Annotated in this window: 19 protein-coding genes; 2 read left to right on the top strand and 17 right to left on the bottom strand. The window is 39.2% G+C overall.

Translation table 11 applies throughout. The features are described from left to right. Positions 1–46: 46 nt before the first annotated feature. The 11 genes from H5115_RS04180 to rppH form a co-directional block, all read right to left on the bottom strand. Positions 47–715 (bottom strand): FlgO family outer membrane protein, encoded by a 669-nt coding sequence (locus H5115_RS04180; RefSeq protein WP_182753796.1) that lies wholly within the window; start codon positions 713–715, stop codon positions 47–49. A gap of 7 nt (positions 716–722) precedes the next feature. Further along, positions 723–1,415, bottom strand: a complete 693-nt coding sequence (locus H5115_RS04175) for a FlgO family outer membrane protein (protein ID WP_182753794.1) — start codon at positions 1,413–1,415, stop codon at positions 723–725. Positions 1,416–1,429: 14 nt separating this feature from the next. Further along, positions 1,430–2,023 carry a FlgO family outer membrane protein gene (locus H5115_RS04170; protein ID WP_149602251.1) on the bottom strand — a complete coding sequence of 198 codons (594 nt, stop codon included), beginning with the start codon at positions 2,021–2,023 and terminating at the stop codon, positions 1,430–1,432. 48 nt (positions 2,024–2,071) lie between these two features. Further along, positions 2,072–2,662 (bottom strand): SPOR domain-containing protein, encoded by a 591-nt coding sequence (locus tag H5115_RS04165; protein WP_182753792.1) that lies wholly within the window; start codon positions 2,660–2,662, stop codon positions 2,072–2,074. A 107-nt stretch (positions 2,663–2,769) separates the two neighbouring features. Then, the gene (locus tag H5115_RS04160) at positions 2,770–3,453 is read right to left on the bottom strand and encodes an SPOR domain-containing protein (RefSeq protein ID WP_182753791.1); all 684 of its coding nucleotides are present in this window, start codon (positions 3,451–3,453) and stop codon (positions 2,770–2,772) included. A 701-nt stretch (positions 3,454–4,154) separates the two neighbouring features. Then, positions 4,155–5,033 (bottom strand): UTP--glucose-1-phosphate uridylyltransferase GalU, encoded by an 879-nt coding sequence (gene galU, locus H5115_RS04155; protein WP_007583126.1) that lies wholly within the window; start codon positions 5,031–5,033, stop codon positions 4,155–4,157. Positions 5,034–5,056: 23 nt separating this feature from the next. Continuing rightward, the gene (locus tag H5115_RS04150) at positions 5,057–5,908 is read right to left on the bottom strand and encodes a thymidylate synthase (protein WP_024594909.1); all 852 of its coding nucleotides are present in this window, start codon (positions 5,906–5,908) and stop codon (positions 5,057–5,059) included. A 13-nt stretch (positions 5,909–5,921) separates the two neighbouring features. Continuing rightward, positions 5,922–6,725 carry a prolipoprotein diacylglyceryl transferase gene (gene lgt / locus H5115_RS04145; RefSeq protein WP_002958701.1) on the bottom strand — a complete coding sequence of 268 codons (804 nt, stop codon included), beginning with the start codon at positions 6,723–6,725 and terminating at the stop codon, positions 5,922–5,924. 13 nt (positions 6,726–6,738) lie between these two features. Beyond that, complete coding sequence (locus H5115_RS04140) at positions 6,739–7,548, bottom strand: sulfite exporter TauE/SafE family protein (RefSeq protein WP_182753788.1); 810 nt, start codon at positions 7,546–7,548, stop codon at positions 6,739–6,741. A 90-nt stretch (positions 7,549–7,638) separates the two neighbouring features. Beyond that, the gene (gene ptsP, locus H5115_RS04135; RefSeq protein WP_182753786.1) at positions 7,639–9,903 is read right to left on the bottom strand and encodes a phosphoenolpyruvate--protein phosphotransferase; all 2,265 of its coding nucleotides are present in this window, start codon (positions 9,901–9,903) and stop codon (positions 7,639–7,641) included. 30 nt (positions 9,904–9,933) lie between these two features. Continuing rightward, on the bottom strand, positions 9,934–10,452 hold the full coding sequence (gene rppH / locus H5115_RS04130; RefSeq protein WP_182753784.1) for an RNA pyrophosphohydrolase: 519 nt from the start codon (positions 10,450–10,452) through the stop codon (positions 9,934–9,936). Positions 10,453–10,982: 530 nt separating this feature from the next. Here rppH and mutH point away from each other — a divergent pair. After that, positions 10,983–11,654 (top strand): DNA mismatch repair endonuclease MutH, encoded by a 672-nt coding sequence (gene mutH, locus H5115_RS04125; RefSeq protein ID WP_182753783.1) that lies wholly within the window; start codon positions 10,983–10,985, stop codon positions 11,652–11,654. Positions 11,655–11,847: 193 nt separating this feature from the next. Here the strand turns inward: mutH and eno are convergent, their stop codons facing one another. From eno to rlmD, 5 genes are all read right to left on the bottom strand, one after another. After that, positions 11,848–13,146: a phosphopyruvate hydratase gene (gene eno, locus H5115_RS04120; RefSeq protein ID WP_002958706.1), complete on the bottom strand. Its 1,299-nt coding sequence runs from the start codon at positions 13,144–13,146 to the stop codon at positions 11,848–11,850. Positions 13,147–13,258: 112 nt separating this feature from the next. Next, positions 13,259–14,893, bottom strand: a complete 1,635-nt coding sequence (locus H5115_RS04115; RefSeq protein WP_033020682.1) for a CTP synthase — start codon at positions 14,891–14,893, stop codon at positions 13,259–13,261. A 162-nt stretch (positions 14,894–15,055) separates the two neighbouring features. After that, the gene (mazG, locus tag H5115_RS04110) at positions 15,056–15,853 is read right to left on the bottom strand and encodes a nucleoside triphosphate pyrophosphohydrolase (protein WP_182753781.1); all 798 of its coding nucleotides are present in this window, start codon (positions 15,851–15,853) and stop codon (positions 15,056–15,058) included. 2 nt (positions 15,854–15,855) lie between these two features. Further along, on the bottom strand, positions 15,856–18,012 hold the full coding sequence (gene relA / locus H5115_RS04105) for a GTP diphosphokinase (protein WP_024594977.1): 2,157 nt from the start codon (positions 18,010–18,012) through the stop codon (positions 15,856–15,858). Positions 18,013–18,020: 8 nt separating this feature from the next. After that, entirely contained in the window at positions 18,021–19,346 is a 1,326-nt protein-coding gene (gene rlmD / locus H5115_RS04100) for a 23S rRNA (uracil(1939)-C(5))-methyltransferase RlmD (RefSeq protein WP_182753779.1), read from the bottom strand. Positions 19,347–19,455: 109 nt separating this feature from the next. Here rlmD and barA point away from each other — a divergent pair, with 109 nt between their 5' ends. After that, on the top strand, positions 19,456–22,230 hold the full coding sequence (gene barA, locus H5115_RS04095; protein WP_182753777.1) for a two-component sensor histidine kinase BarA: 2,775 nt from the start codon (positions 19,456–19,458) through the stop codon (positions 22,228–22,230). 79 nt (positions 22,231–22,309) lie between these two features. Here the strand turns inward: barA and pdxJ are convergent, their stop codons facing one another. Beyond that, entirely contained in the window at positions 22,310–23,041 is a 732-nt protein-coding gene (pdxJ, locus tag H5115_RS04090; RefSeq protein ID WP_002958712.1) for a pyridoxine 5'-phosphate synthase, read from the bottom strand. Positions 23,042–23,061 lie beyond the last annotated feature (20 nt).

Genomic DNA, 23,061 nt, shown 5'->3' with positions numbered 1-23,061 from the left:
TGAATTATAACGGCATCTGGTTTTTTATATCAAGCGACAACTGAACTTAATTGCTTGATAAGTATATATCTTCTTTATTTAGTACATAAATTGGGATTAGTTTTCGACTACTCGCGACGATTTTTTTTGTATGCGCATTAATTACACGTGTATTAACAACAACAGCATCATGTCGATAAATTAATGTACCCGCTAATACATGGCTCGCCATTTGCTCTTCGCTAAGCTTTTCAATATCACGCGAGAAAGCAAAATCACCACGGCTATTTACATCTATTGTTTGGGTTGTCTTAAAATCAACCACGCCATAACCAAACTTTTGTAACTGATGAATTAATGTTTCAGAAATTTGATTCCCCAATTGATTACTTTTAGTAAGCGATGAATCAAGATCGACCAAAGTAGTAACAGCAATATTAATGTTGGTGTCGGTATCACTTTCATACTCAAGCGTATCAACCAAATCAAGTGCCATTTGCTCTACATAGTTAGCAAGTGTTTTATGGTGCTGAAGTGGTGTAAATTGATTGCCGTTAGCATCGTCTTGAGTTGATTTTTGCTCGGCTGTTTTAAGCATGCTTGCTAGGTCATAATTTACTTGTGTGGTTGAAGATGCATTCATTTCAGCACTTTCATTATTTTGAGTAAAGGCACAACCAGTTAAATTAGCTAAAGCAAAAAAAACGATAAAGCGGTTAAATAATTTACTATACATAATTATCTCACTTGCTTGCTTGTTTTAACATTATGCCATCAGTGCGATAGCTACTATTAAGCGCATCAGCAACTGACTGTGGAATAAACCCTTGTGCAGAACCTACCACGGCCTTACTTTCTAGCCCAACAATACGTGCATTAACAAGTACACCACCTTGATGGTTTACAAGCGTACCGGCTAGTACATACTTAAAGTTTTGATCTTGATTTAGCTCTAAATAGTCGCGACTAAATACAAAGTCGCCTGTTGAGGTAACGCGCATATAATCAGTTGTTTTAAAATCAATAACGGGTACACCAAAGCTGTGTAATTCATGCATGAAGCTTTCTGCAATTTGATTCCCTAGTAAGCTACCATCGTTGTAGTCTTCATCTAAAAAAATAAAACTCGAAACAGCTAATGGTGTTTGTTCACTTACGTACTGTAAGTTTTCAACCATGTCTTGCATTATGCCGCGCACATAATGGTTAATATTTTTACGCATTGGCGGTGTTGCTTTTGTGTAGTTATCCTGTGGAGCCATTCCTGACTGAAATAAGTTATCGTCAGAAACAGGCGCTGCAACGTCGCGTTGGTTACTCACCAGTTGGTTGCTTTGCTCACTTTGTGGTGTTGCGGTGTCTGTATTCATTGTGCCTAGTATTTGAGAGCAACCAAAGCCCAGTGGTAAGCATAATGTAATTAATAGGTTTTTCATTTTTGTGCTCCAAATTAGTATTCGCTTCGGTATAAAAGTCCGTCACGCTGCTGAATTTTCTCATTGCCCCACATTACATTAATTGGGATCTCGGTACTTCCCGCAGAGAGCACCTGTTTATTTTCTATATTCACAAGCCGTGCATTAACTATGTATGCATGCTGCTGGCGAGTCACTGTTCCTGTGATTACCAAGTCAATATTTTGGCGATTGCGTAATTTACTTAAATCGCGACTTAAAATACTGTCTGAGTTTTCTGATAAAGAGAGGTTATTCCCAAGTCTGTACTCAACGGTGTGATAACCCAATTGAGTAAATTGTGTAAGCAGACTTTCTTGGATCTGCTGACTTAAGCCTGAGGCCTGCCCTGTCACTAATTTTGTATCTAGTGCATCTGCATAAAAGAAGCTACTAACGCCAACACGTGCATTAGCATTTAATGCTCCGTTTAGGTGGTTAAGTTGCGACGTTAAATTAACTACATAGTCATTAACCGTAAAAGGAGCCATGGCTGCTTTAGGTGCATTTGTAGGCACACTTGGTTCCGGTGGTGGCACCAAGTTACAAGCAGCTAAATTTAAAAATAATAAAGGCAGTAAAAGGCGCATAATTGCCATCCTCTTCAAAACATACTGAGGATAAAGCAATTTGTATGCCTATATCGTACTTCTGTAAGGTTGTTGAACATAATAGCTAACAAAACATGTTACTTGTCGCTTTATAAGGGCTAAACAATCACTTTTTGCGTCCGCTGAATTACTATAAGCACCTAACTTCAATCGATAAAAAGTTGTGTTATTAACACTTACGGTTTCTACATTTATCTCAGTGGGTGAGATAATATTTTGTGGTATTTTTTCTTGGAATTCGCTGAGCTTCTTTTGCAATGCATTTTTATTTTTAAAAGCGGCAATTTGTAAAGCAAACAATGCCGTGTGGGTTTTTAATATGCTTTCGTTATTAACTTCATCATTTACACGAGTATTTAGAGCATCAGAATCATTTAGTTGTTTTAGATTAGTAGCAAGCTGCGTTAATTTATTTTCTAACTTGAGTAACTCCTCTACTTTCGGTTGAGAGCTTTCCCATTGTGCCGCAGAGATTTTGAGCTGCTCTAAATCAGACTTTTGAATAAGAATCGGTTGCGGGGTTGCTTGAGTCACTTTAACTTGTTGAGATGAGTTACATGCAGATAAAACAAGTACACCCATTAGCATCATGCATTCTAAACTCCATTTTAATAACATTTAACTTCCCTAAAATGACGTTGTTTAGGGGGTTATTTATCCCCTAAACGTATTAAATTATGAAGGGTGTATTTTATGGATAAACAATTTTTAAGCAAGTTTCTTAACTACAGCCTTACTGGCTTATCGGTGTAGTTACTTACTATGCAATCGAGTTTATACAGCTTCAAGACGTCACAATCTGCTTTTGCATTTTTAAAGTTTTGGTAAGAGCCAAGTTTTAGCCTGTAAAACATTTTGTCGTTTATTTTGGCGGTTTCTACGTTAGTCAATATTTTGTCTCTAAACAACGGTGCTGCTTTAGTATTTAGCTCTTGCCATGCTTTAGCCACACCTTGCTCTGAGTCAACCGAAGCTACCTGCAAAGCAAATACATGTTTAGGTTTATTTAATTCTACAGTTTGTTTTTTATTACTGTAATTTTGTTTAACTTGTTGGCGTGACTTAACATTGCGTGTGTTTCGTGGTGAGCGTACAGACTTGCTGCTATACCCTTGATTAGACTGCGCAATAGCTTTGCTATTTATAATATCGATATGATTTACGAGGTAAGTTATTTCTTTTTCTAATCTTAAAATTCGCTCTATACCTTCACGAGCTTGTTGCCACTGCATTGCGGCATCTTTTAGCTGTGCAAGTTCAAGGGCTGTAATTGATACGTAGTCAGGCGAGTTACTTTGAGGTTGTTCATCAATGGTTTTTATTTCAGGCGTAACGCTGCATGCTGTACCAAATAAAAGCATTAGCAAGCTAAGTAAAAGCCCAATGTTATTTTTTTTATATATAAACATGTATTAGTTGTCCTGAAAGCAGTGTTTTTACACTACATTTCAGTTAAACATTCTCACAAGAAAGCGTTTAACTTTATTTAAGCTGTGAGCTATAAAACTTAGCTCTTCGCATGCTTGTCAGTGTTATGTAAAACACAACGTTGCATACTCCCACCCTTCCTTGAGAGCATTATTTAATACAAATTCAATGCCAATTAACACAAACTTTACAACATAAATAACAATATGTCTGTAATGACTTAAAAAATTTTATTTTTAGAGAGGCCCCTTTCTTATTTTATTCTAGGGCCTGTTGATCTTTCAGGATTAAAATTTGTTCAATCTAGGGGCCATTTAATCGCGGCGCGAGGTTTGTAACCTAGTGGGCTCGGTAACTGCTCCTGCGTTACCCTACTGGCTTACATCCATGTAAGAATAAGTAAAAACCGAGTAAAGCTTCCGCGTCCTGCTCACGCCCCTTACCTACATCCATGTAGGCAACAAAGAGTAAATTGCCCCGAGGCAGAACCCTTCGGGCAGCGCATGTTTGGCATTTGTGCTACGTTATCGCCTATTTATGGGGAATAACCACACTACATAGGCTCTGCCTTGCCTAAATACCAAACAGCCTGCTGCAAATTTAACCTCGAAAGATAAACAGGCCTGATAAAACTCATAAAAAAGGCGCCGATATAGGCGCCTTTCATGATTTACATTAACTGTTAAATCAGTTTTTTAATAAATGACTTTAATTCATCAGCAAATTCATCGCGACGAAGTGCAAATTCAATAGTCGCTTTTAAATAACCAATTTTACTTCCACAATCGTGGCTACGGCCTTTTATAGCGTATGCATCTACTTTTTCGTGTTCCATTAACATCGCAATTGCGTCAGTTAATTGAATTTCGTCGCCTGCACCTTGCGGAGTTTTTGCAAGTAACGGCCAGATATTTTCGCTTAATACGTATCGACCCACTACAGCTAAGTTTGATGGAGCTTCATCTACTGGCGGCTTTTCTACCATATTAAGAATTGGCGAGCTTTCACCTTGCTTTAAGTCAACATCACCTAAATCAACCACACCAAACTGGTTAACTTGTGCCATTGGTACTGGTTCTACCATAATTTGACTGTGCTTGGTTTTCTCAAAATTAGCGATCATTTCTGCTAAGTTATCTTTTTTAAGATCGCTCTCTACATCATCAATAATTACATCTGGTAAAATAACTACAAACGGTTCGTTACCAATAATAGGCGCTGCACAACTAATAGCATGGCCTAAGCCTTTTGCTTCACCCTGGCGTACGTGAATAATGGTTACGTCTTTAGGGCAGATTGCTTGCACTTCGGCAAGTAGTTGCCGCTTAACACGCTTTTCTAAAGTAGCTTCTAGTTCAAAACTTGTATCAAAGTGATTTTCGATTGAATTTTTACTTGAGTGCGTTACTAACACTATTTCTTTAATGCCTGCAGCAACGGCTTCGTTTACTACATATTGAATTAAAGGACGGTCTACCACTGGCAGCATTTCTTTAGGAATTGCTTTAGTGGCTGGTAACATACGAGTACCAAGGCCCGCTACTGGGATCACTGCTTTCATTTTATGTTTTCCTTAATCTTTTATTATACTGAAAATGGGTATTGAATCGCTTCGTGACATTGATAGCCTGTTACTTCAAAGTCGTCTCGTGTTACCCACGTTTCTATGTCTTCTAATGATTTAATTTTTGGATTAATTTTTAACTGAGGTGATGCAAATGGCTCACGCGTTAACTGCACATCACGCATCAGCTCTAGTTGGTTTTCGTAAATATGTGCATTAGCAATTTTATGATACGCCTTACCCGCTTTGTGGCCGGTAATTTGAGCCACTAGCGCAAGCAACACAAAACACTGAATTTGATTAAAATTAAGGCCAAGTGGCACATCACAGCTTCGCTGGTATGACGTTAAATATAGCGTATCACCAAGTAAGGAGAAAGTGTGTGTATGCATACACGGGCGCAGGCAACCAAGCTCAAACTCACCTGGATTATAAAACGTGATTATTTCACCACGGTCATCAATGCCATTTTTTAAGTTATTAATAACTTTGGAAAGCTGATCGAGTGTTGAGCCATCTGGTCGTTGCCAACCACGACCTTGTACGCCGTAAACACGCCCCATGTCATCCTCACCTTTACGGTTAGGATTATTAAGCCATGCATTGTTATCGTTTGCGTTAGCATCCCACGTTTTACAGCCAATTTCACGAAATTGCGCAGCGCTGTCGTACCCGCGTAAATAGCCTAGCAATTCAGCAATCGCTGCTTTGTAGTAACTTTTGCGTGTAGTGATCATCGGAAACTGATTATTAGCCACATCGTATTCTAAATCAGCATTGATAACGGTTAAACAACGCGTACCTGTACGTTTATTTTCGACCCACTGCCCTTCGTCAACAATACGCTGACATAATTCTAAATATTGTTTCATGCGTTACTTCTTATTATGCTTTAGCTGTGGTTATTTGTTTAGGTTGTTTATATGCCCAAATTAATAAGCCTAAACCACCTACAATCATAGGTAACGAAAGTATTTGTCCCATTGATATAAAGTCGGCAAATAAACCTAATTGTGCATCGGGTTGGCGGAAATATTCAATACAGAATCTAAACACGCCATAACCTAATAAAAATACACCGGCTACGCTGCCTGCTGGACGTGGTTTTTTAATAAACCATTGCAGGATTAAAAACAGCACTAAGCCTTCAAAAAATGCTTCGTATAATTGCGATGGGTGACGCGCAAGCGGACCGCCCGTTGGAAATACCATTGCCCATGGCACGTCGGTAACACGCCCCCATAATTCACCGTTTATAAAGTTACCAATACGTCCAGCTAAAAGCCCTACAGGAACCAGTGGTGCAACAAAGTCGCCCACTTGAAGAAGCGACTTTTTACGCGTCCACGAAAAAATTGCGACGGCAGTTATAACGCCAAGTGTTCCACCATGAAACGACATACCGCCCTGGTCTATTCTAAATAAATACAGTGGGTTTTCTATAAAGTAACTAAACTGGTAAAACAATACGTAGCCAATACGCCCGCCTAGTATTACCCCTAACATGCCGTAAAACAGTAAATCGCTTACTTGCTCTTTAGTCCAACCCGAATTTGGTTTTGATGCTTGACGATTTGCAAACCACATCGCAAATGCAAAACCTATTAAATACATCAAGCCATACCAACGTACGCTTAGCGGTCCAACAGAAAAAATAATTGGATCAATTTGAGGAAACTCAAGTGCCATAAAAAATAAACCTTTAGCTAAAAACCATTTTAATTGCGATAACTACAAGCAGCACCGCGAAAACTTTTTTAATTGTATTAACAGGTAAATAGTGAGTTGCTTTGGCGCCAATAGGCGCAACAAACCACGAGGTAATAACAATTCCAAATAATGCAGGTAAATAAACAAACCCAGCAAAACCATGCTCTAAATCGGTAACATGCCAGCCTGCGCTGATGTAACCAATAGAGCCAAATAATGCTATAACAATTCCGCACGCGGCTGCGCAGCCAATTGCTTTTTTTATATCAACCGAAAAATAATTAAGCATAGGTACTATTAAAGCACCACCGCCAATACCAATTAAACCTGATAATCCGCCCATTATCGCAGAAAATCCACATAAAATAGGACCTGCCGGTAACGGTTTATCTGACATCGGTTTATTACGCGCGGATAGCACCATTCTTGCTGCAATAAATACAACACTTATAGCAAACACTGTACGCAATATTTGTTCAGGGATTAAACTTGCTGCAAAGCCACTAATAAGTGCACCTAAAGCCACGCCCGACATAACCCATGGGGCAAAATCCCAAGGCACGTTATCATTTTTATGATGAGCCAGCGCTGAAGACGTTGAAGTAAATAAAATAGAAGCGAGTGAGGTTGCAATAGCAATTACTAGTACATGATCAGCTGACGTTACATTAAATGACAGTAGCAGAGTACTTAGAACTGGAACGATAATTAAACCGCCACCAATGCCTAGTAACCCAGCTAAAAACCCAACAATACAGCCTAGTAGTGCACAGCTTGCGACTAACAAACCTAAGTCATACATAGTAATCTCAAATACCCTTTTAAGGTTTATATATTAAAGGATTATAAAACTAATAGCATCTGTGTATTGCAATTAATTAGGCGTATAAGCTTATTTGGGAGTGTAAAACAAATCACCTAATTTATGCTCTAGCATAAAGCTTCGCGTTAAACGTAGTACTTGTTTGGCTGTGGATTGTGCTAAGCATTCACTTAATAGTTGTTCCATGTCACTAACATTTAAACGCCTAAGTACCCATTTAACTTTATTAAGCGATGATAAATTCATACTAAGGCGCCTGTAACCCATGGCAATAAGCAAAATAGCCCCTTCAGGATCGCCGCCTAGTTCACCACATAAACTAAATGGCAGTTCATATTGCTCACATTCACGCGCTACTTTATTTAGTACCCTGAGTACGCCCGGATGATAAGGGTTAAAAAGTTCGGCAACTCGTGCATTAGCCCTGTCTACTGCTAATAAATACTGTGTTAAATCGTTACTACCTACTGAGCAAAAATCGACTTTTTTCGACCACTCTGGAAGCATAAATACACTTGAAGGTACCTCTAGCATTATCCCTATGTCGGGTCTTTCTATGGTTTGCTCTGGGTATTTTTCACTTAATTCAAAATAAGCCTGTTCAAATAACGCAAGTGACTCATCAACTTCTTCAGTGCCGCTGATCATAGGGAGCATTATTTTTAGATTGCCTAAACCAATATTGGCTTTAAGCATCGCTTTTAGTTGATCTAAAAATAACTCTGGGTGATCAAGGCTTATACGAATGCCACGCCAACCTAAAAATGGGTTTTCTTCGGTAATGTTAAAGTAATCGAGTACCTTATCGCCCCCAATATCCAATGTACGCATAACCACAGGATTAGGATGATAGCTAGTTAGTACTTCTCGGTACCAATTTTCTTGCTCTGATTGCGAAGGAAACTGACCCTTTTGCATAAACCACGCTTCGGTACGGTAAAGCCCCACACCGTCACAAATATGCGCGCTACTTTGCTCGGTATTAAGCTCAAGGCCTGCGTTTAATAATAAGCTAACATGCTCACCGTCAAGCGTAATTGATTCTGAGTCTTGCTCTGCTAAAAAGCGGTTATTAAGTAGGTTATCTTGATGCTGTAACTCTGTGTATTCATCCATCAACATTTGCGAAGGCGATATATATAAACGCCCAGCAAATGCATCTAAAATCATCGGTTTGCCATTAAACTGCAGTAGAGGTAAATCTTCTATACCCCAAATGGCAGGGATCCCCATCGCACGCGTTAATATAGAAGCATGGCTATTTGCAGAGCCATTTACGCTTACAACGCCTGTTAAGTGGCCTTTTGGCACCTCAGCTAGCATGGCGGGTGTTAAGGTATTAGCAATTAAAATAGTGTTGGCCGGATAATTTTTAACAGCGTGCTCGGTATTTACAAGATGGTGTAATACGCGAAGACCAATGTCTTTAACGTCAACAGCACGCTCTTTTATATAAGGGTCTTGCATGGCATTAAATTGAGATATTAAACGCTCTATTACAATTTTTAGGGCGCTTTTAGCACACCAGCCTTCTTGTAATTGCATTTCAACATTATGCCCTAAACTTTTAGCGTCAAGCAGTTGTTGATACACATCAAATACCGCAAGAGCTTCGTGCGGAATAGAATCGCTTAGCGTCATAGATAGGGTATTAAATTCTTTGCGCGTTGCAGCTACAGCTTGTGTAAACAAACGGCGCTGCTCAGTAATGTCACTGTCTTTTAAAAGCTCAATAGATTTAAAATCGAGCTTTGGTAATACAACAAATGCCTGCCCTATACCTATTCCAGGCGCGCTCGATACGCCTTTTAAAACAGACGTTTGATGAGATGACTCATCTTGGCGGAGTATTTCTTTAATTTCAGCATGCGCTAACTGTGAAGCAAGCTGGGCAGAAAGCGTTATTAAAAACGACTCTTCGTCTTGGCTAAATACACGTGCCATTTTTTGTTGAACAACAATAACACCCAGTACTTTTTTTTGATGAACAACGGGTACAGATAAAAAAGCGTTGTAGCCTTCTTCATTTACTTCGGGAGAGAGCTTAAAGCGAGGATGTGATTTAGCAAATGCAATATTAATAGGTTCTTCGCGTTGCGCTACTAGGCCCACTAAGCCTTCGGTAAACCCAATTCTAAACTTACCCACCGCATCAGGATTTAACCCTTCGGTAGCCATAAGTACAAAATTGTCTTGGCTGTAATCTGCAAAATAAATGGAGCAGCACTGGGTTTTCATGGCATCTTTAACCATTTGCACAAAGCACACTAATGCGCTGTCTAAATTCGCTTGTCGCGATACAGACTCCGCAATAGATCTCAGTGTAGCCAGCATACCCTGCTCCTTTATTGTATCGAGAAATTACTACCTTTTATTTCGCCAATGATCTTTATGTTGTTCTCTCTTATTAAAAGGCATGGCGAAAGGAGCAAACTCTTTCATTACTCGTCGATAAACATCCCGTTTAAACGATACAACCTGTCTTACAGGATACCAATAACTTACCCAGCGCCAATCATCAAACTCTGGATGATGGGTTTTAAGTAAATTTACATCTTCGTCTTTACAGCGTAATTTTAGTAAAAACCATTTTTGTTTTTGCCCAATACACACCGGACTAGAGTCTCGGCGGATTAATCGTTTGGGTAATTTATAGCGTAACCAATGTTTTGAGCTTGCGACTATTTCTACATCTTCTGGTCGCAACCCTACTTCTTCGTGTAATTCACGGTACATGGTTTGTTCTGCAGTTTCGCCATCATCAACACCACCTTGGGGAAATTGCCAAGAGTGTTGACCATAACGTCTGGCCCAAAAAACCTGTCCCTGATTATTGCAAATCACAATTCCGACATTGGCACGAAAACCTTCGGCATCAATCACCTTAGTGCCTCATTTGTAAGTCGATTTTTAATGATTGTTCCACATTAGCCGCAATACGGCAAATACTATTATACCCAAGCCAATTAGTGAGCTAAGTTTGAGCTTTTAGTATGTTGATAAATTAATGGAGAATAGGTAAATATTTAGAAAATAACTCAGCAAAGCTATTGCGGTTCTTGTTTTCCTCTAGTTACTCACAGTTTGTGCATAACTTTTGTGAAACACGCTCATTTTGCAAACAAATCCACAATATTAGATCTTAAAACTTAGCTTCTCCACAGATTCTGTGGATAAACATGTTTATATAGTTGTATTTATCCTTACAACTTTTAAATGGCTTAATCAAAACTGAACGTGCACATTTAAAAACACCTGCAGAGTCAGTAACTTAAAGTAAAGTAGCTTAATTTCAATATGTGCAAAATTAACACAAACAACAAGAGAACAAAAAACGTACAACCCTAAAGATATCCACGGCTTAGCCTATTTGCTATCATGGCTATGGTATTTATACAACCGAAATTAAGAATATGCGACCTACAAAACCACACTCAATAAACGACTTAATGCAACGCGTTAACAGTATTGCCGGATTAACGCTAGGACAACTTGCTAACAAGTATAATTTTAAAACGCCAGATGATTTACTACGTGAAAAAGGCTGGACTGGGCAACTCATTGAATACGTACTAGGCGCTACTGCAGGCTCAAAACCCCTCCCCGATTTTGAAGATTTAGGAATTGAGCTAAAAACACTGCCTATTTCTTATAAAGGTAGGCCACTGGAAACTACGTTTGTATCGGTTACACCTTTAATGAACGTGACAGGAATGACGTGGCATACCAGCTCTGTGCGTAAAAAACTAAATCATGTTTTATGGCTGCCAATTTTAAGCGAACGTGATATTGCGCCGTTTGACAGAACCATCGGCAGCGGCTTTTTCTGGCAGCCCTCACCTGAACAAGACGCTTTGTTACAACGCGACTGGGAAGAGCAAATGGAGCTAATTGCGCTAGGTAGGGTCGACGAAATATCAGGCCATTTAGGCGATGCTATGCAAATACGCCCCAAAGCTGCTCATAGTAAAATAGTCACTGATGCTATTGGCCCAAATGGGCAAATAATTAAAACCCTACCCCGTGGTTTTTATTTAAAAACCAGTTTTACAGGTGATATTTTAAAGCAGCAGTTTCAGCTATGAGTGCGTAAGAAGCTAAAGCATGAATAAAGCGTTATACTTTTGTGTTCCACTCTTTAGTGCTGCGGACATCAACAAGCTTAAAGCCTACAATTTATTTTCATCTCTTTGGAAAAAGTATCAGGCATAAAAAATCCCCGCATAGGCGAGGATTTTATCATCTAAAGTTAAAAGTTAAATTCTATATAAAATAGAATTACTGACCTTTAACTTCTTTAAGACCGTTGTACGGTGCTTTATCACCTAATTGCTCTTCAATACGTAGCAATTGGTTGTACTTTGCAACACGGTCAGAACGGCTCAATGAACCTGTTTTGATTTGACCTGCAGCCGTACCCACTGCTAAATCAGCAATTGTTGAATCTTCAGTTTCACCAGAACGGTGAGAAATAACAACAGTAAAACCAGCATCTTTAGCCATTTTGATTGCAGCTAAAGTTTCAGTTAAAGAACCGATTTGGTTAAACTTAATTAAGATTGAGTTAGCAATACCGTTGTCGATACCACGTTTTAAAATCTTAGTGTTTGTTACAAATAAATCATCACCTACTAATTGGATTTTATCACCCATTAGTTTAGTTTGATGTGCAAAGCCATCCCAATCAGACTCATCAAGACCATCTTCGATAGAAACGATTGGGTACTGATTAGTAAGATCTTGTAAGAAGAAGTTAAATTCTTCAGAAGTGAATTTTTTACCTTCACCTTTAAGATCGTAGATGTTTGCTTCTTTGTCGTAAAACTCAGATGCAGCACAATCCATCGCTAAAGTAATATCTTTACCTAGCTCGTAACCTGCGTTTGCAACAGCTACTTTGATTGCAGCAAGAGCCGCTTCGTTAGATGCAAGGTTAGGTGCAAAACCACCTTCATCGCCAACCGCTGTTGAATGACCATCAGCTTTAAGCACTTTAGCAAGGCTGTGGAATACTTCAGCGCCCATACGTAGGCCTTCGCGGAAGTTTTTAGCGCCAACAGGTTGGATCATAAATTCTTGAATATCTACAGAGTTATCTGCGTGCTCACCACCATTGATGATGTTCATCATTGGAAGTGGCATAGAGTAAACACCTGGTGTGCCATTTAAGTCAGCAATATGTTCATAAAGCTCAACTTTTTTAGACTGTGCAGCTGCTTTCGCAGTTGCTAGTGATACCGCTAAGATTGCGTTTGCACCTAATTTTTCTTTATTTTCGGTACCGTCTAAATCTAGCATCACTTTATCAACAGCGTTTTGATCTAATGCATTTTGACCAGCTAAAGCATCAGCAATTTCTTTATTAATATAACCAACTGCTTTTAATACGCCTTTACCTAAGTAACGTGATTTATCACCGTCGCGTAACTCTAATGCTTCACGAGTACCAGTAGATGCGCCTGAAGGTGCTGCTGCACGACCCCAAGAACCATCTGCTAAATGTACGTCTGCTTCAACAGTTGGGTTACCACGCGAGTCCATAATTTCGCGACCGATTACTTTTACGATTTCTGACATCTTGATTCCTCTATATTCCCAAAATGGTGAGTTCAGCTAACTTTACTACGTTTTATATAGCTTAGTCAGCCCTTAAAACAAAAAAGCCGTGCAATATGCACGGCTTTTAAAATTACGAATTCGCTTTTTGGTGGATGTGTGCAGCTGCTACAAACCCTTCAAATAACGGATGACCATCACGTGGCGTTGACGTGAATTCCGGATGGAACTGCGCGGCAATAAACCATGGGTGATCTTTATTTTCGATAATTTCTACCAGTTTTTTATCTTCTGATAAACCAGTAAAGCTTAAGCCTGCTTTTTCAAGTATTTCTACGAAGTTATTATTTACTTCGTAGCGATGACGATGACGTTCAACAATTTCGTCGCTGCCATATACTCCATGTACTTTAGAACCAGGCGTTAAATGACATTTTTGTGCGCCTAAACGCATAGTGCCACCTAAATCAGATTTTTCGCTACGTGTTTCAACATTACCTTCAGCATCTAGCCATTCAGTAATTAAGCCAACTACAGGCGCTTCTGAATTTGCATTAAATTCTGTAGAGTTTGCATCCGTTAAACCTGCAACATTACGTGCATATTCAATTAATGCTACTTGCATTCCTAAACAAATACCTAAGTATGGTACTTTATTTTCACGTGCATATTTAGCTGCTAAGATTTTACCTTCAACACCACGTCCGCCAAATCCACCCGGTACTAAAATAGCATCTAAGTGTGAAAGTAATTCAACACCTTTGCTTTCTAAGTCTTGTGAATCTACGTATTCAATGTTGATTGTTAGGCGGTTTTTAAGACCCGCATGCTTTAATGCTTCGTTAACCGATTTGTACGCATCTGGTAATTCAATATATTTACCAACCATACCAATGGTCACTTCACCCGTTGGGTTAGACTCTTGATAAAGTACTTGTTCCCACTCAGCTAAATCAGCTTCTGGTGGATCTAAGTGAAAACGACGACATACAAAGTTATCTAATTCTTGTGTTTTTAATAACGCAGGAATTTTATAAATACTGTCTACATCGGGTAGTGAAATAACCGCTTTTTCTTCTACGTTTGTGAATAATGAGATTTTTGCACGCTCATTATTAGGTAGTTTACGGTCTGAACGACAAATAAGAATATCTGGTTGAATACCTACTGAGCGTAACTCTTTAACAGAGTGCTGAGTTGGTTTCGTTTTAACTTCACCGGCAGGGCCTAAAAATGGCACTAGCGTTAAGTGAATAAATAGCGCGCGTTCGCGACCAATTTCAGTTCCCATCTGACGAATTGCTTCAATAAACGGTTGTGATTCAATATCACCTACAGTACCGCCAATTTCTACAATAGCAATATCATAACCTTCAGCACCGTCGTATACACGTTGCTTAATATCGTTAGTGATATGTGGAATAACCTGAATAGTAGCACCTAGGTATTCACCACGGCGCTCACGACGTAATACGTCTTCATATACACGGCCTTGTGTGAAGTTATTACGACTAGTCATTTTGGTACGGATAAAACGCTCGTAGTGACCTAAATCAAGGTCAGTTTCTGCGCCGTCTTCTGTAACGTAAACTTCACCGTGTTGAATTGGGCTCATTGTGCCTGGGTCAACGTTGATGTAAGGATCCAGCTTTAAAATGGTAACATTTAAACCACGGGCTTCTAAAATAGCGGCCAGTGAAGCTGCGGCAATACCTTTACCCAACGAAGAAACAACTCCGCCAGTAACGAAGATAAATTTTGTACTCATGCGAACCCTAGAATATCAGGAATTAAAAGGAATATAACACCCAAAGAAGAGCCTAAGGGTATATCATCAAGACGGGGCGAAATTGTACCAAAACACTGCTTATCAATCCAGCTAAAATTAGCTAATACGCGCACAAAAAATGTGCACTATTTAACATTAAGCCTATTTTACTTTTTTAATCGCATCCCACGCACTATCCATCTCTTCAAAGGTTGCTGTATCTAAGCTTTTACCTTGCGAATGCAAATAAGCGTTTACCTTTTCAAAACGCGCTGAAAACTTATCATTAGCGCTACGAAGCAGTTGTTCGGGATCTCGTTTAACATGGCGTACAACATTAACAGTGGCAAAAAGTAAGTCGCCGAGTTCTTCCGCTGTATGATCAGATAGCGGGTCTTGCTCAATCGCTTCTTTTACTTCAAGCACTTCTTCACTCACTTTATCTAGTGCACCATGATACGTTGGCCAATCAAAGCCAAGGGAAGCCACGCGTTGTTGAATTTTTTTGGCTTTGCTTAAGCTTGGCATATTGCCAGGGATATCTTGCCAAAAAGAAGGGGATTCGATTTGCGCTTTAGCACTTCGCTCCTGTGCTTTGATTGCTTGCCACTGCTGCGATAATTGATCGTCTGTTAACTCTTTTTTTTCACCAAACACATGCGGATGACGACGGGTAAGCTTATCGTTTAATTGCTCTACTAGATCATTAAAATCAAATAGATTTTGCTCTTGTGCAAGCTGCGCATAAAAAACTATTTGAAATAACAAATCACCCAATTCACCTTTAAGCTCATCTAAGTTGCCTGATTCAATACAGTCAGCAACTTCGTACGCTTCTTCAAGTGTATGCGGCACAATAGATTTAAAATCTTGCTTGAGATCCCACGGACAACCGCCCTTGGGATCTCGCAGTGTTTTCATTATGCTAAGAAGTTGTGTAAGCGCTGTATTATCATTCATTATCAGTGACCACGCTTGGCATCGTGTACACCTTCAATTTGGTGTAATTTAGAAAGAACACGGTTAGTACCCGATAAATCATGCACTTCTATTTGCATTGTAAATATAGCTAACTGATTATCTTCAACCGTATTTACGTTCATGTTTAAAACATTTACTTTTTCGTTAGCAAGTACTGAGCTTATATCGCGTATTAGCCCTGAACGGTCGGTGGCTTCTATTTTAATACTTAGTGCGTACGAGCCGTTGATATCATCAGACCAACTTACCGAAATAACACGCTCAGGATGCTGGTTTTTTAAGTTATTAAACGAATCACAGTCTTCCTTATGAACACCTATTCCTCGACCTTGCGTTATATAACCTATTATTTCATCGCCAGGTACTGGGCGACAGCACTTGGCTACATGGCTCATTAAGCTGCCAACGCCATCAACTACAATGCCGTTTTTGTCACCAGTTACTTTACTTGGTGCTTTAATGCGAATAACCGGCTCATCTTCAGTCCGATCACTTACAAAGTTAAGCATTTGATTGAGGCGAACATCGCCCGCACCAATCGCAACCATTAAGTCATCCAGCTCTTTAAAGTTAAAACGCTTAATGGCTGGCTCTAAATCTTTGTATGTTAAATTGAGCTTTTGTAATTCACTGTCGAGAATTTCTTTCCCCGCACTTAAGTTTTTGTCGCGGTCGAGCTGTTTAAACCAGTGATGAATTTTGGCTCTAGCACGGGATGATTTAATGTATCCTAATGACGGGTTTAACCAATCACGACTTGGATTTGGTTGTTTTTGGGTGAGTATTTCTACCTGATCCCCTGTTGTAAGTTGATGCGTAAACGGCACTATTTTGCCGAATATTTTTGCACCAATACAACGATGCCCCACATTTGAGTGGATGTAGTAAGCAAAATCAAGCGGTGTAGCGCCAAGTGGTAAATCGATAATATCGCCGCTTGGGGTAAATATGTATACGCGATCTTCTACTACTTGGTTTTTAAGCTCTTCTGCTAAATCGCCGCCATCGACTACTTCTTCTTGCCATTGCAGTAATTTACGCAACCAGCTAATTTTTTGCTCATAACCCGATCCGCGCCCTGGTAATGCACCTTCTTTGTACATCCAGTGTGCAGCCACCCCTAACTCAGCATCTTGATGCATGTCGCTGGTACGAATTTGTATCTCTACCGTTTTACCTTCAGGTCCAAATACCACGGTATGAATTGACTGATAGCCGTTTTGTTTTGGGGTTGCTACATAGTCGTCAAACTCTTTATTAAGATGACGCCAATTGGTGTGCACAATGCCCAGCGCACCGTAGCAGTCTTGCAATCGTTCAACGACGATACGCATTGCCCGAATATCAAAAAGCTGATCAAACTCGTAGTTTTTTTGCTGCATTTTTTTATAAATGCTGTAAATGTGCTTAGGACGACCATAAACTTGGGCTTCTATGCCCGCTTCACTTAAACGGTTTTTTACTTGCTCAACCATATCTTCCATGTAGGCTTCGCGTGTAAGGCGTTTGTCGTCAAGTTGTTTGGCTATGCTTTTATAGGTGCCTGGGTGCAAATATCTAAACGATAAATCTTCCAGTTCCCATTTTAATTGCCCTATTCCTAATCTGTTTGCCAATGGTGCAAAAATATCTGCTGTTTCTTTAGCGGCAATAACGCGGTCTTCTTCATCCGCATTTTTTACATTGCGTAAATGACATACCTGCTCGGCAAGCTTAATGACCACGGCGCGCACATCTTCAACCATGGTTAATAACATTTTTCGAATATTATCAACTTGCATAGTGCCTTTACCTTGATGCGATAAAGTACTAATAGTGGCCATTTGTGCAACCCCAGTTAACAGCATGGCAATGTTATTCCCAAGCTGCTCTTCGATGGTTTCAAGCGATATTAAGTCGTTTAAAAAATACGGGGTTAAATACGCAGTAGCTAACGATTCAGGGTCGAGATTTAGCTCAGCTAAAATTTCAACCATTTCGATTGCAGTAGTTTGCCTGCTTTCACTATCACATTTTACGCAGAGCGCTTGGGCTTTAGTAAGTAGCTCTGTTTTTTCTTCAGACAAGGCAAGAAATGAAAGCCGAGTGCTAAAATCTGTTGTCTCATCTTGTTGATGTGATTGTCGTGTAGCTACCATAATGCGTTCTACCTCCGTTGAAATAACGCCATAGTTTCAATATGCCCTGTATGAGGAAACATATTCATTAGCCCAATTTTATTAAGATCAAAGCCAGCTTGTGAAATAATTGCGCTGTCACGGGCTAAAGTAACAGGGTCACAAGAGACATATAAAATAGTTTTAAACTGCTTTAAAGGTAATTGCTCTAATACAGCCATAGCACCAGTCCTGGAAGGATCGAGTACAAGCACATCTAAGTTTTTGCTAAACCATGGGGCGCTCTGTATGCTTTGGGTTAAATCAAAGCAATGAAACTGCGCATTGGTAATAGAGTTAGTTTGCGCATTTTGAGCAGCCATTGCAACCGCTGAAGTCACACCTTCTACACCAATTACAGATTTTGCTTGTTTTGCCAGCACTAATGAGAAATTACCAATCCCACAAAATAAATCCAATAAATTTTCATCACCTTTTAAATCAAGCCAATTTACAGCTTGCTTTAACATAGCTTCGTTAACTTGCGCATTTACCTGAATAAAATTACCTAAACCAAATTCAAATTTTAGATCAAATTCTTTAAGATAATAAAATGGCATGGCTAAGTGTGAATGTTCTATTGCATCGCTCTCGCTTTGCCATACAATTTTAAACTGCTGGCTTTTTGTTATGTGCTCAACCAAAGCCTTTGTATCATCATTAATTGCTTTAGTGTGACGAATAACAACAAAGTTTTGTTTATCACTTTGGCATAACTGTAAATGGCTTATACTGTGCAGTGCTTTGTGTTGATTAATTAAATCATCAAAAAGTGTGAAAACATCCGTAAATACTTCATCAAGTACTGCACATTTATTAATACTCACAATATTTTTTGAGCCACTTGCTCTGTAACCCACGCGCATTTTTTTAGCTGCTTTATCAAACATAACGGCTATGCGAGCGCTGCGTCTGTAATGCACAGGTTTACTTAATAATGGGGTTTGCCATTTTAAGCTGTTTAATTTAGCAAACTTACTAAATAACTGAGTAACTGCAGTTTGTTTTTCTACAACTTGTTGGCTTACTTCTAAATGCTGTAATTGGCAACCACCACACTGATTATAGTGCTCACAAAAAGCATCTACTCTTGATTCACTCGCTTGAATAACTTTAGTTACTTTTGCACTACTGTATTTAGCTTTATCTTCGACGAGTGTTGCTTTGACTGTTTCGTTTGGTAATGCACCACTTACAAAACATACTTTATTGTTATGTTTAGCAATGCCACGCCCTTGATGATCCATTCCCGTTATAGTCAATTCTAGTGTTTGTTGCTTTAACGGTTTTTTTTTCGCTTTAAAAATTTGCGCCATTAGGCATTACCTTAACTTTATTTATGAAGCACCTATATTTAGATGCTTTAGAATGCGTGTTGAACCGTATATACTCAAGTCATACTAATAACGATAAAACGCTCTCATTATGACCAAATTAGGCTTACGCGATTCTGTTTTAACACTGACCCTGATCCCAACGGTGATCATAGGATTACTACTTGGTGGCTATTTTACAATAAATCGTTACATTGAGCTTGATGAAATTTTATATCAGCAAGGCACTACTATTTCTGAGCCCCTTGCTATTGCGCTTGAGCAACCCATGCTCGAAAAAAACAAACAGCTATTGAATCGCCTTATAAGCTACACACATAACAAGCACTCCCCTACAATTAAGTCGATTGCAATTTTTGATAAAAATAATGCGCTATTAATGACCAGTAATTATCACCGCTCATTTGAAAAGTTAATTAGTCAAAAAACGCTCATAAATTTAAAAACCACCCATGTGCAAAAGTCAGATGAGCTTGTTACATTTTTCACACCCATTATTAACCATACTAGTCACGATTCTAAATGGGACCCATCGGCTTTTCAGTCATCTCTGGGCACCGTTATTATACAGCTAAACAAAGACCAAGCTGTTATAGGGCAACAACGTGCTTTATTAATTAGCGGTATTGTAATTATTTTATCATTGGTGTTTGCAGCTATTTTAGCTTTAAGGTTAAGCCGAATGTTTATGACGCCGCTTAATAAGTTAGTACTTGCAACCGACAAGTTAGTTGAAGGTAAAAGAAGTACTGGCCTTAACGACAACATGATTGGTGAGTTTGAGTTACTTCGAGAAGGCTTAAACACCATTGCTCACACTATGGTGATGCAAAAAGATGAAATGCAAAAAAATATTGATCAAGCAACAAGCGACTACCGCGAAACACTAGAGCAATACGAAACGTCAAATATAGAGCTCTCGTTTGCAAAAAAAGAAGCGCAAGATGCTAACCGTGTAAAATCAGACTTTTTAGCTAAAATGAGTCACGAGCTTCGTACTCCGTTAAACGGTGTTATTGGATTTACACGCCAGCTTTATAAAACACCGCTGAATAAACATCAAAAAGATTACCTCGACACTATTATGCTCTCAGCAAATAGTTTAATGACTATTATTAGCGATATTTTAGACTTCTCCAAACTAGAAGCGGGGGCAATGGAGCTTGAGTCGATTCAGTTTCAACTTCGTGATGCTGTAAATGAAGTAATGACACTACTCGCTCCTAGCGCACACGATAAGCAATTAGAGCTATCCATTTACATTAACCAACAAGTACCGGATGACTTAACAGGCGATCCCACTCGCTTTAAACAAGTCTTAATAAACCTATTAAGTAATGCGATTAAATTTACCGAAAAAGGCTCTATTAAGGTCGACATAAGCCATCGGTTACTCGACGATGAACGTACTTCTTTACTTGTGTCAGTAACAGATACTGGCGTGGGTATACCTATGGATAAGCAAGACTCTTTATTCACTCCATTTGGACAAGCAGACTCAAGCATTACGCGTAAGTTTGGTGGTACAGGCCTTGGTCTTATTATTACCAAGCATATTGTTGAAGCAATGAGTGGTCGTATAACGTTAAATTCTGCGCCTGGTAACGGTACCTGCTTTACATTCAATAGTGTGTTTAGTTTGCCAAATCACGTATTTACAAATGACCTACCGACTAAATCGCTCATTGGTAAGCGTATCTTATATTTAGAGCCACATGAGCATACGCACCATGCCGTACTTTCGTTATTAACCCAGTGGGAATCAAACGTTACGGCATGCTTTAACGAAACTAGCTTTTTAGACGCTATAAAAAATACTGAACATAAATATGACGTTTGCTTAATTGGCCATATGGCATCTGTTGATGATATGCAGCAACTAAAAAGCTATGTAAAAGCCGTGCGTGAATCTACTGATTACTTATATTTAATGCTTAATACTGTATCGCACAATATGCGAGAAGCCTTTATAGGCAGCGGAGCTGATGCATGCTTAAGTAAGCCACTTAATCACCGTAAGTTATGTGAAGTACTTGCAGCACCTTACAGACTTGACCACCCGACTCATAATATTGAACAAAACGATCAAGCTCTACTGCCGTTAAAAGTATTGGTTGTTGATGATAACGATGCTAATTTAAAACTTCTCCATACTTTGTTAAGTGAACAGATTGAAGTAATAGAAACGGCTCATAATGGTTCACAGGCATACAGTTTAAGTAAAAGTCATAAATACGACATAATTTTTATGGATATACAAATGCCAATTATGGACGGTATAACCGCATGTAAGCTTATACAAGAATCATCACTTAATGAAGACACACCCATTATCGCTGTAACGGCACACGCCCTTCAAAGCGAAAAAGAGCAACTACTAAAAGATGGCTTTAAAGGCTATTTAACTAAGCCTATTGATGAAGATATGCTTAAACAAATTATTAGCGACCATAGTCCACAGACTCCTGTTAATCGTGACAAAGCTAAGACAGATACACCACAAAGTCCTGCACCATTTCAAAGTAGTAGAATTGATTGGGCACAAGCCCTGCAGCGTGCTGGCGGAAAGAGCGAGTTAGCGCTAGAGATGCTTAACATGCTACTTTTAAGTGTCCCTGAGACCCTTACATTACTTGCTAAAGCAATAGAGAGTAACGATTGCCAGCAAGTGTTAAGTATTGTCCATAAGTTTCATGGTGCATGTTGTTACACTGGTGTACCTAAACTTAAATCACTCGCAGAAATAATCGAAACATCGCTTAAAAATAAATGCTTGTTAGAGAATATTGAACCTGAATTATTTGAGTTACAAGATGAGCTTGAAAACCTACTTGCTGATGCAAATGTAACTGAGCTACAAAGATAAGCTTGAAATTTAGATATAAAAAAACGCGGTATTTACCGCGTTTTTTATTAAGCTTTTTAAGTGCTTATGTAGATTCGTATTACATTCTTGCTTCAATCATTAATCGTTTCATGTCACGTACAGCTTTATCGAGCCCATCTATCGCTGCACGAGCAATAATAGCGTGACCAATATTTAGCTCATAAATCTCAGGCATTGCGGCGATTGGTTTCACGTTATGATAATGAAGACCATGGCCCGCGTTAACAATCAAACCTAAGCTTGCTGCGTATTTAACACCTTCACGAATGTGCTCTAACTCTTTGTGTAAATCAGTATCATTTGTTGCATCAGCGTACGCGCCTGTGTGTATTTCTACATAAGGAGCACCACATTCTTTCGCTGCATCTAACTGTGCTTTATCTGCATCAATAAATAGCGATACTTTAATACCCGCTTCGGTAAGCGTTTTTGTTGCTGCTTTAATTTTATCTATATTACCGGCTACGTCTAAGCCACCTTCGGTTGTTAATTCTTCGCGCTTTTCAGGTACTAAACACACGTACTCAGGTTTTACTTCAAGCGCGATTTTTATCATTTCATCGGTAACAGCGGTTTCAAGGTTCATACGAGTTTGAATGGTTTTAGCCATCACGTAAACGTCGCGATCTTGAATATGGCGTCTGTCTTCACGTAAGTGAATCGTAATACCGTCTGCGCCTGCATGCTCTGCTACACTGGCTGCATGAGCGGGATCTGGATAGCTTGTTCCACGCGCTTGGCGAAGTGTTGCAATATGATCTACGTTTACACCCAAAAGAATATCTTTCATTTTCTTACCTGTAAAATTAC

The sequence above is a fragment of the Pseudoalteromonas sp. SR44-2 genome (assembly GCF_014163745.1).
In the GTDB taxonomy this organism is placed as follows: Bacteria; Pseudomonadota; Gammaproteobacteria; order Enterobacterales; family Alteromonadaceae; genus Pseudoalteromonas; species Pseudoalteromonas distincta.
This window is presented reverse-complemented; position numbering and strand designations above follow the sequence as displayed.

Bases quoted from the DNA above. Each gene is read 5' to 3' on its own strand.
- H5115_RS04170 (WP_149602251.1), bottom strand. From the start codon at position 2,023: ATGCGCCTTTTACTGCCTTTATTATTTTTAAATTTAGCTGCTTGTAAC.
- relA (WP_024594977.1), bottom strand. From the start codon at position 18,012: ATGGTAGCTACACGACAATCACATCAACAAGATGAGACAACAGATTTT.
- H5115_RS04165 (WP_182753792.1), bottom strand. From the start codon at position 2,662: ATGTTATTAAAATGGAGTTTAGAATGCATGATGCTAATGGGTGTACTT.
- mutH (WP_182753783.1), top strand. From the start codon at position 10,983: ATGCGACCTACAAAACCACACTCAATAAACGACTTAATGCAACGCGTT.
- H5115_RS04140 (WP_182753788.1), bottom strand. From the start codon at position 7,548: ATGTATGACTTAGGTTTGTTAGTCGCAAGCTGTGCACTACTAGGCTGT.
- ptsP (WP_182753786.1), bottom strand. From the start codon at position 9,903: ATGCTGGCTACACTGAGATCTATTGCGGAGTCTGTATCGCGACAAGCG.
- H5115_RS04150 (WP_024594909.1), bottom strand. From the start codon at position 5,908: ATGAAACAATATTTAGAATTATGTCAGCGTATTGTTGACGAAGGGCAG.
- H5115_RS04115 (WP_033020682.1), bottom strand. From the start codon at position 14,893: ATGAGTACAAAATTTATCTTCGTTACTGGCGGAGTTGTTTCTTCGTTG.
- mazG (WP_182753781.1), bottom strand. From the start codon at position 15,853: ATGAATGATAATACAGCGCTTACACAACTTCTTAGCATAATGAAAACA.
- H5115_RS04180 (WP_182753796.1), bottom strand. From the start codon at position 715: ATGTATAGTAAATTATTTAACCGCTTTATCGTTTTTTTTGCTTTAGCT.
- rlmD (WP_182753779.1), bottom strand. From the start codon at position 19,346: ATGGCGCAAATTTTTAAAGCGAAAAAAAAACCGTTAAAGCAACAAACA.
- H5115_RS04175 (WP_182753794.1), bottom strand. From the start codon at position 1,415: ATGAAAAACCTATTAATTACATTATGCTTACCACTGGGCTTTGGTTGC.
- H5115_RS04160 (WP_182753791.1), bottom strand. From the start codon at position 3,453: ATGTTTATATATAAAAAAAATAACATTGGGCTTTTACTTAGCTTGCTA.
- barA (WP_182753777.1), top strand. From the start codon at position 19,456: ATGACCAAATTAGGCTTACGCGATTCTGTTTTAACACTGACCCTGATC.
- galU (WP_007583126.1), bottom strand. From the start codon at position 5,033: ATGAAAGCAGTGATCCCAGTAGCGGGCCTTGGTACTCGTATGTTACCA.
- pdxJ (WP_002958712.1), bottom strand. From the start codon at position 23,041: ATGAAAGATATTCTTTTGGGTGTAAACGTAGATCATATTGCAACACTT.
- lgt (WP_002958701.1), bottom strand. From the start codon at position 6,725: ATGGCACTTGAGTTTCCTCAAATTGATCCAATTATTTTTTCTGTTGGA.
- eno (WP_002958706.1), bottom strand. From the start codon at position 13,146: ATGTCAGAAATCGTAAAAGTAATCGGTCGCGAAATTATGGACTCGCGT.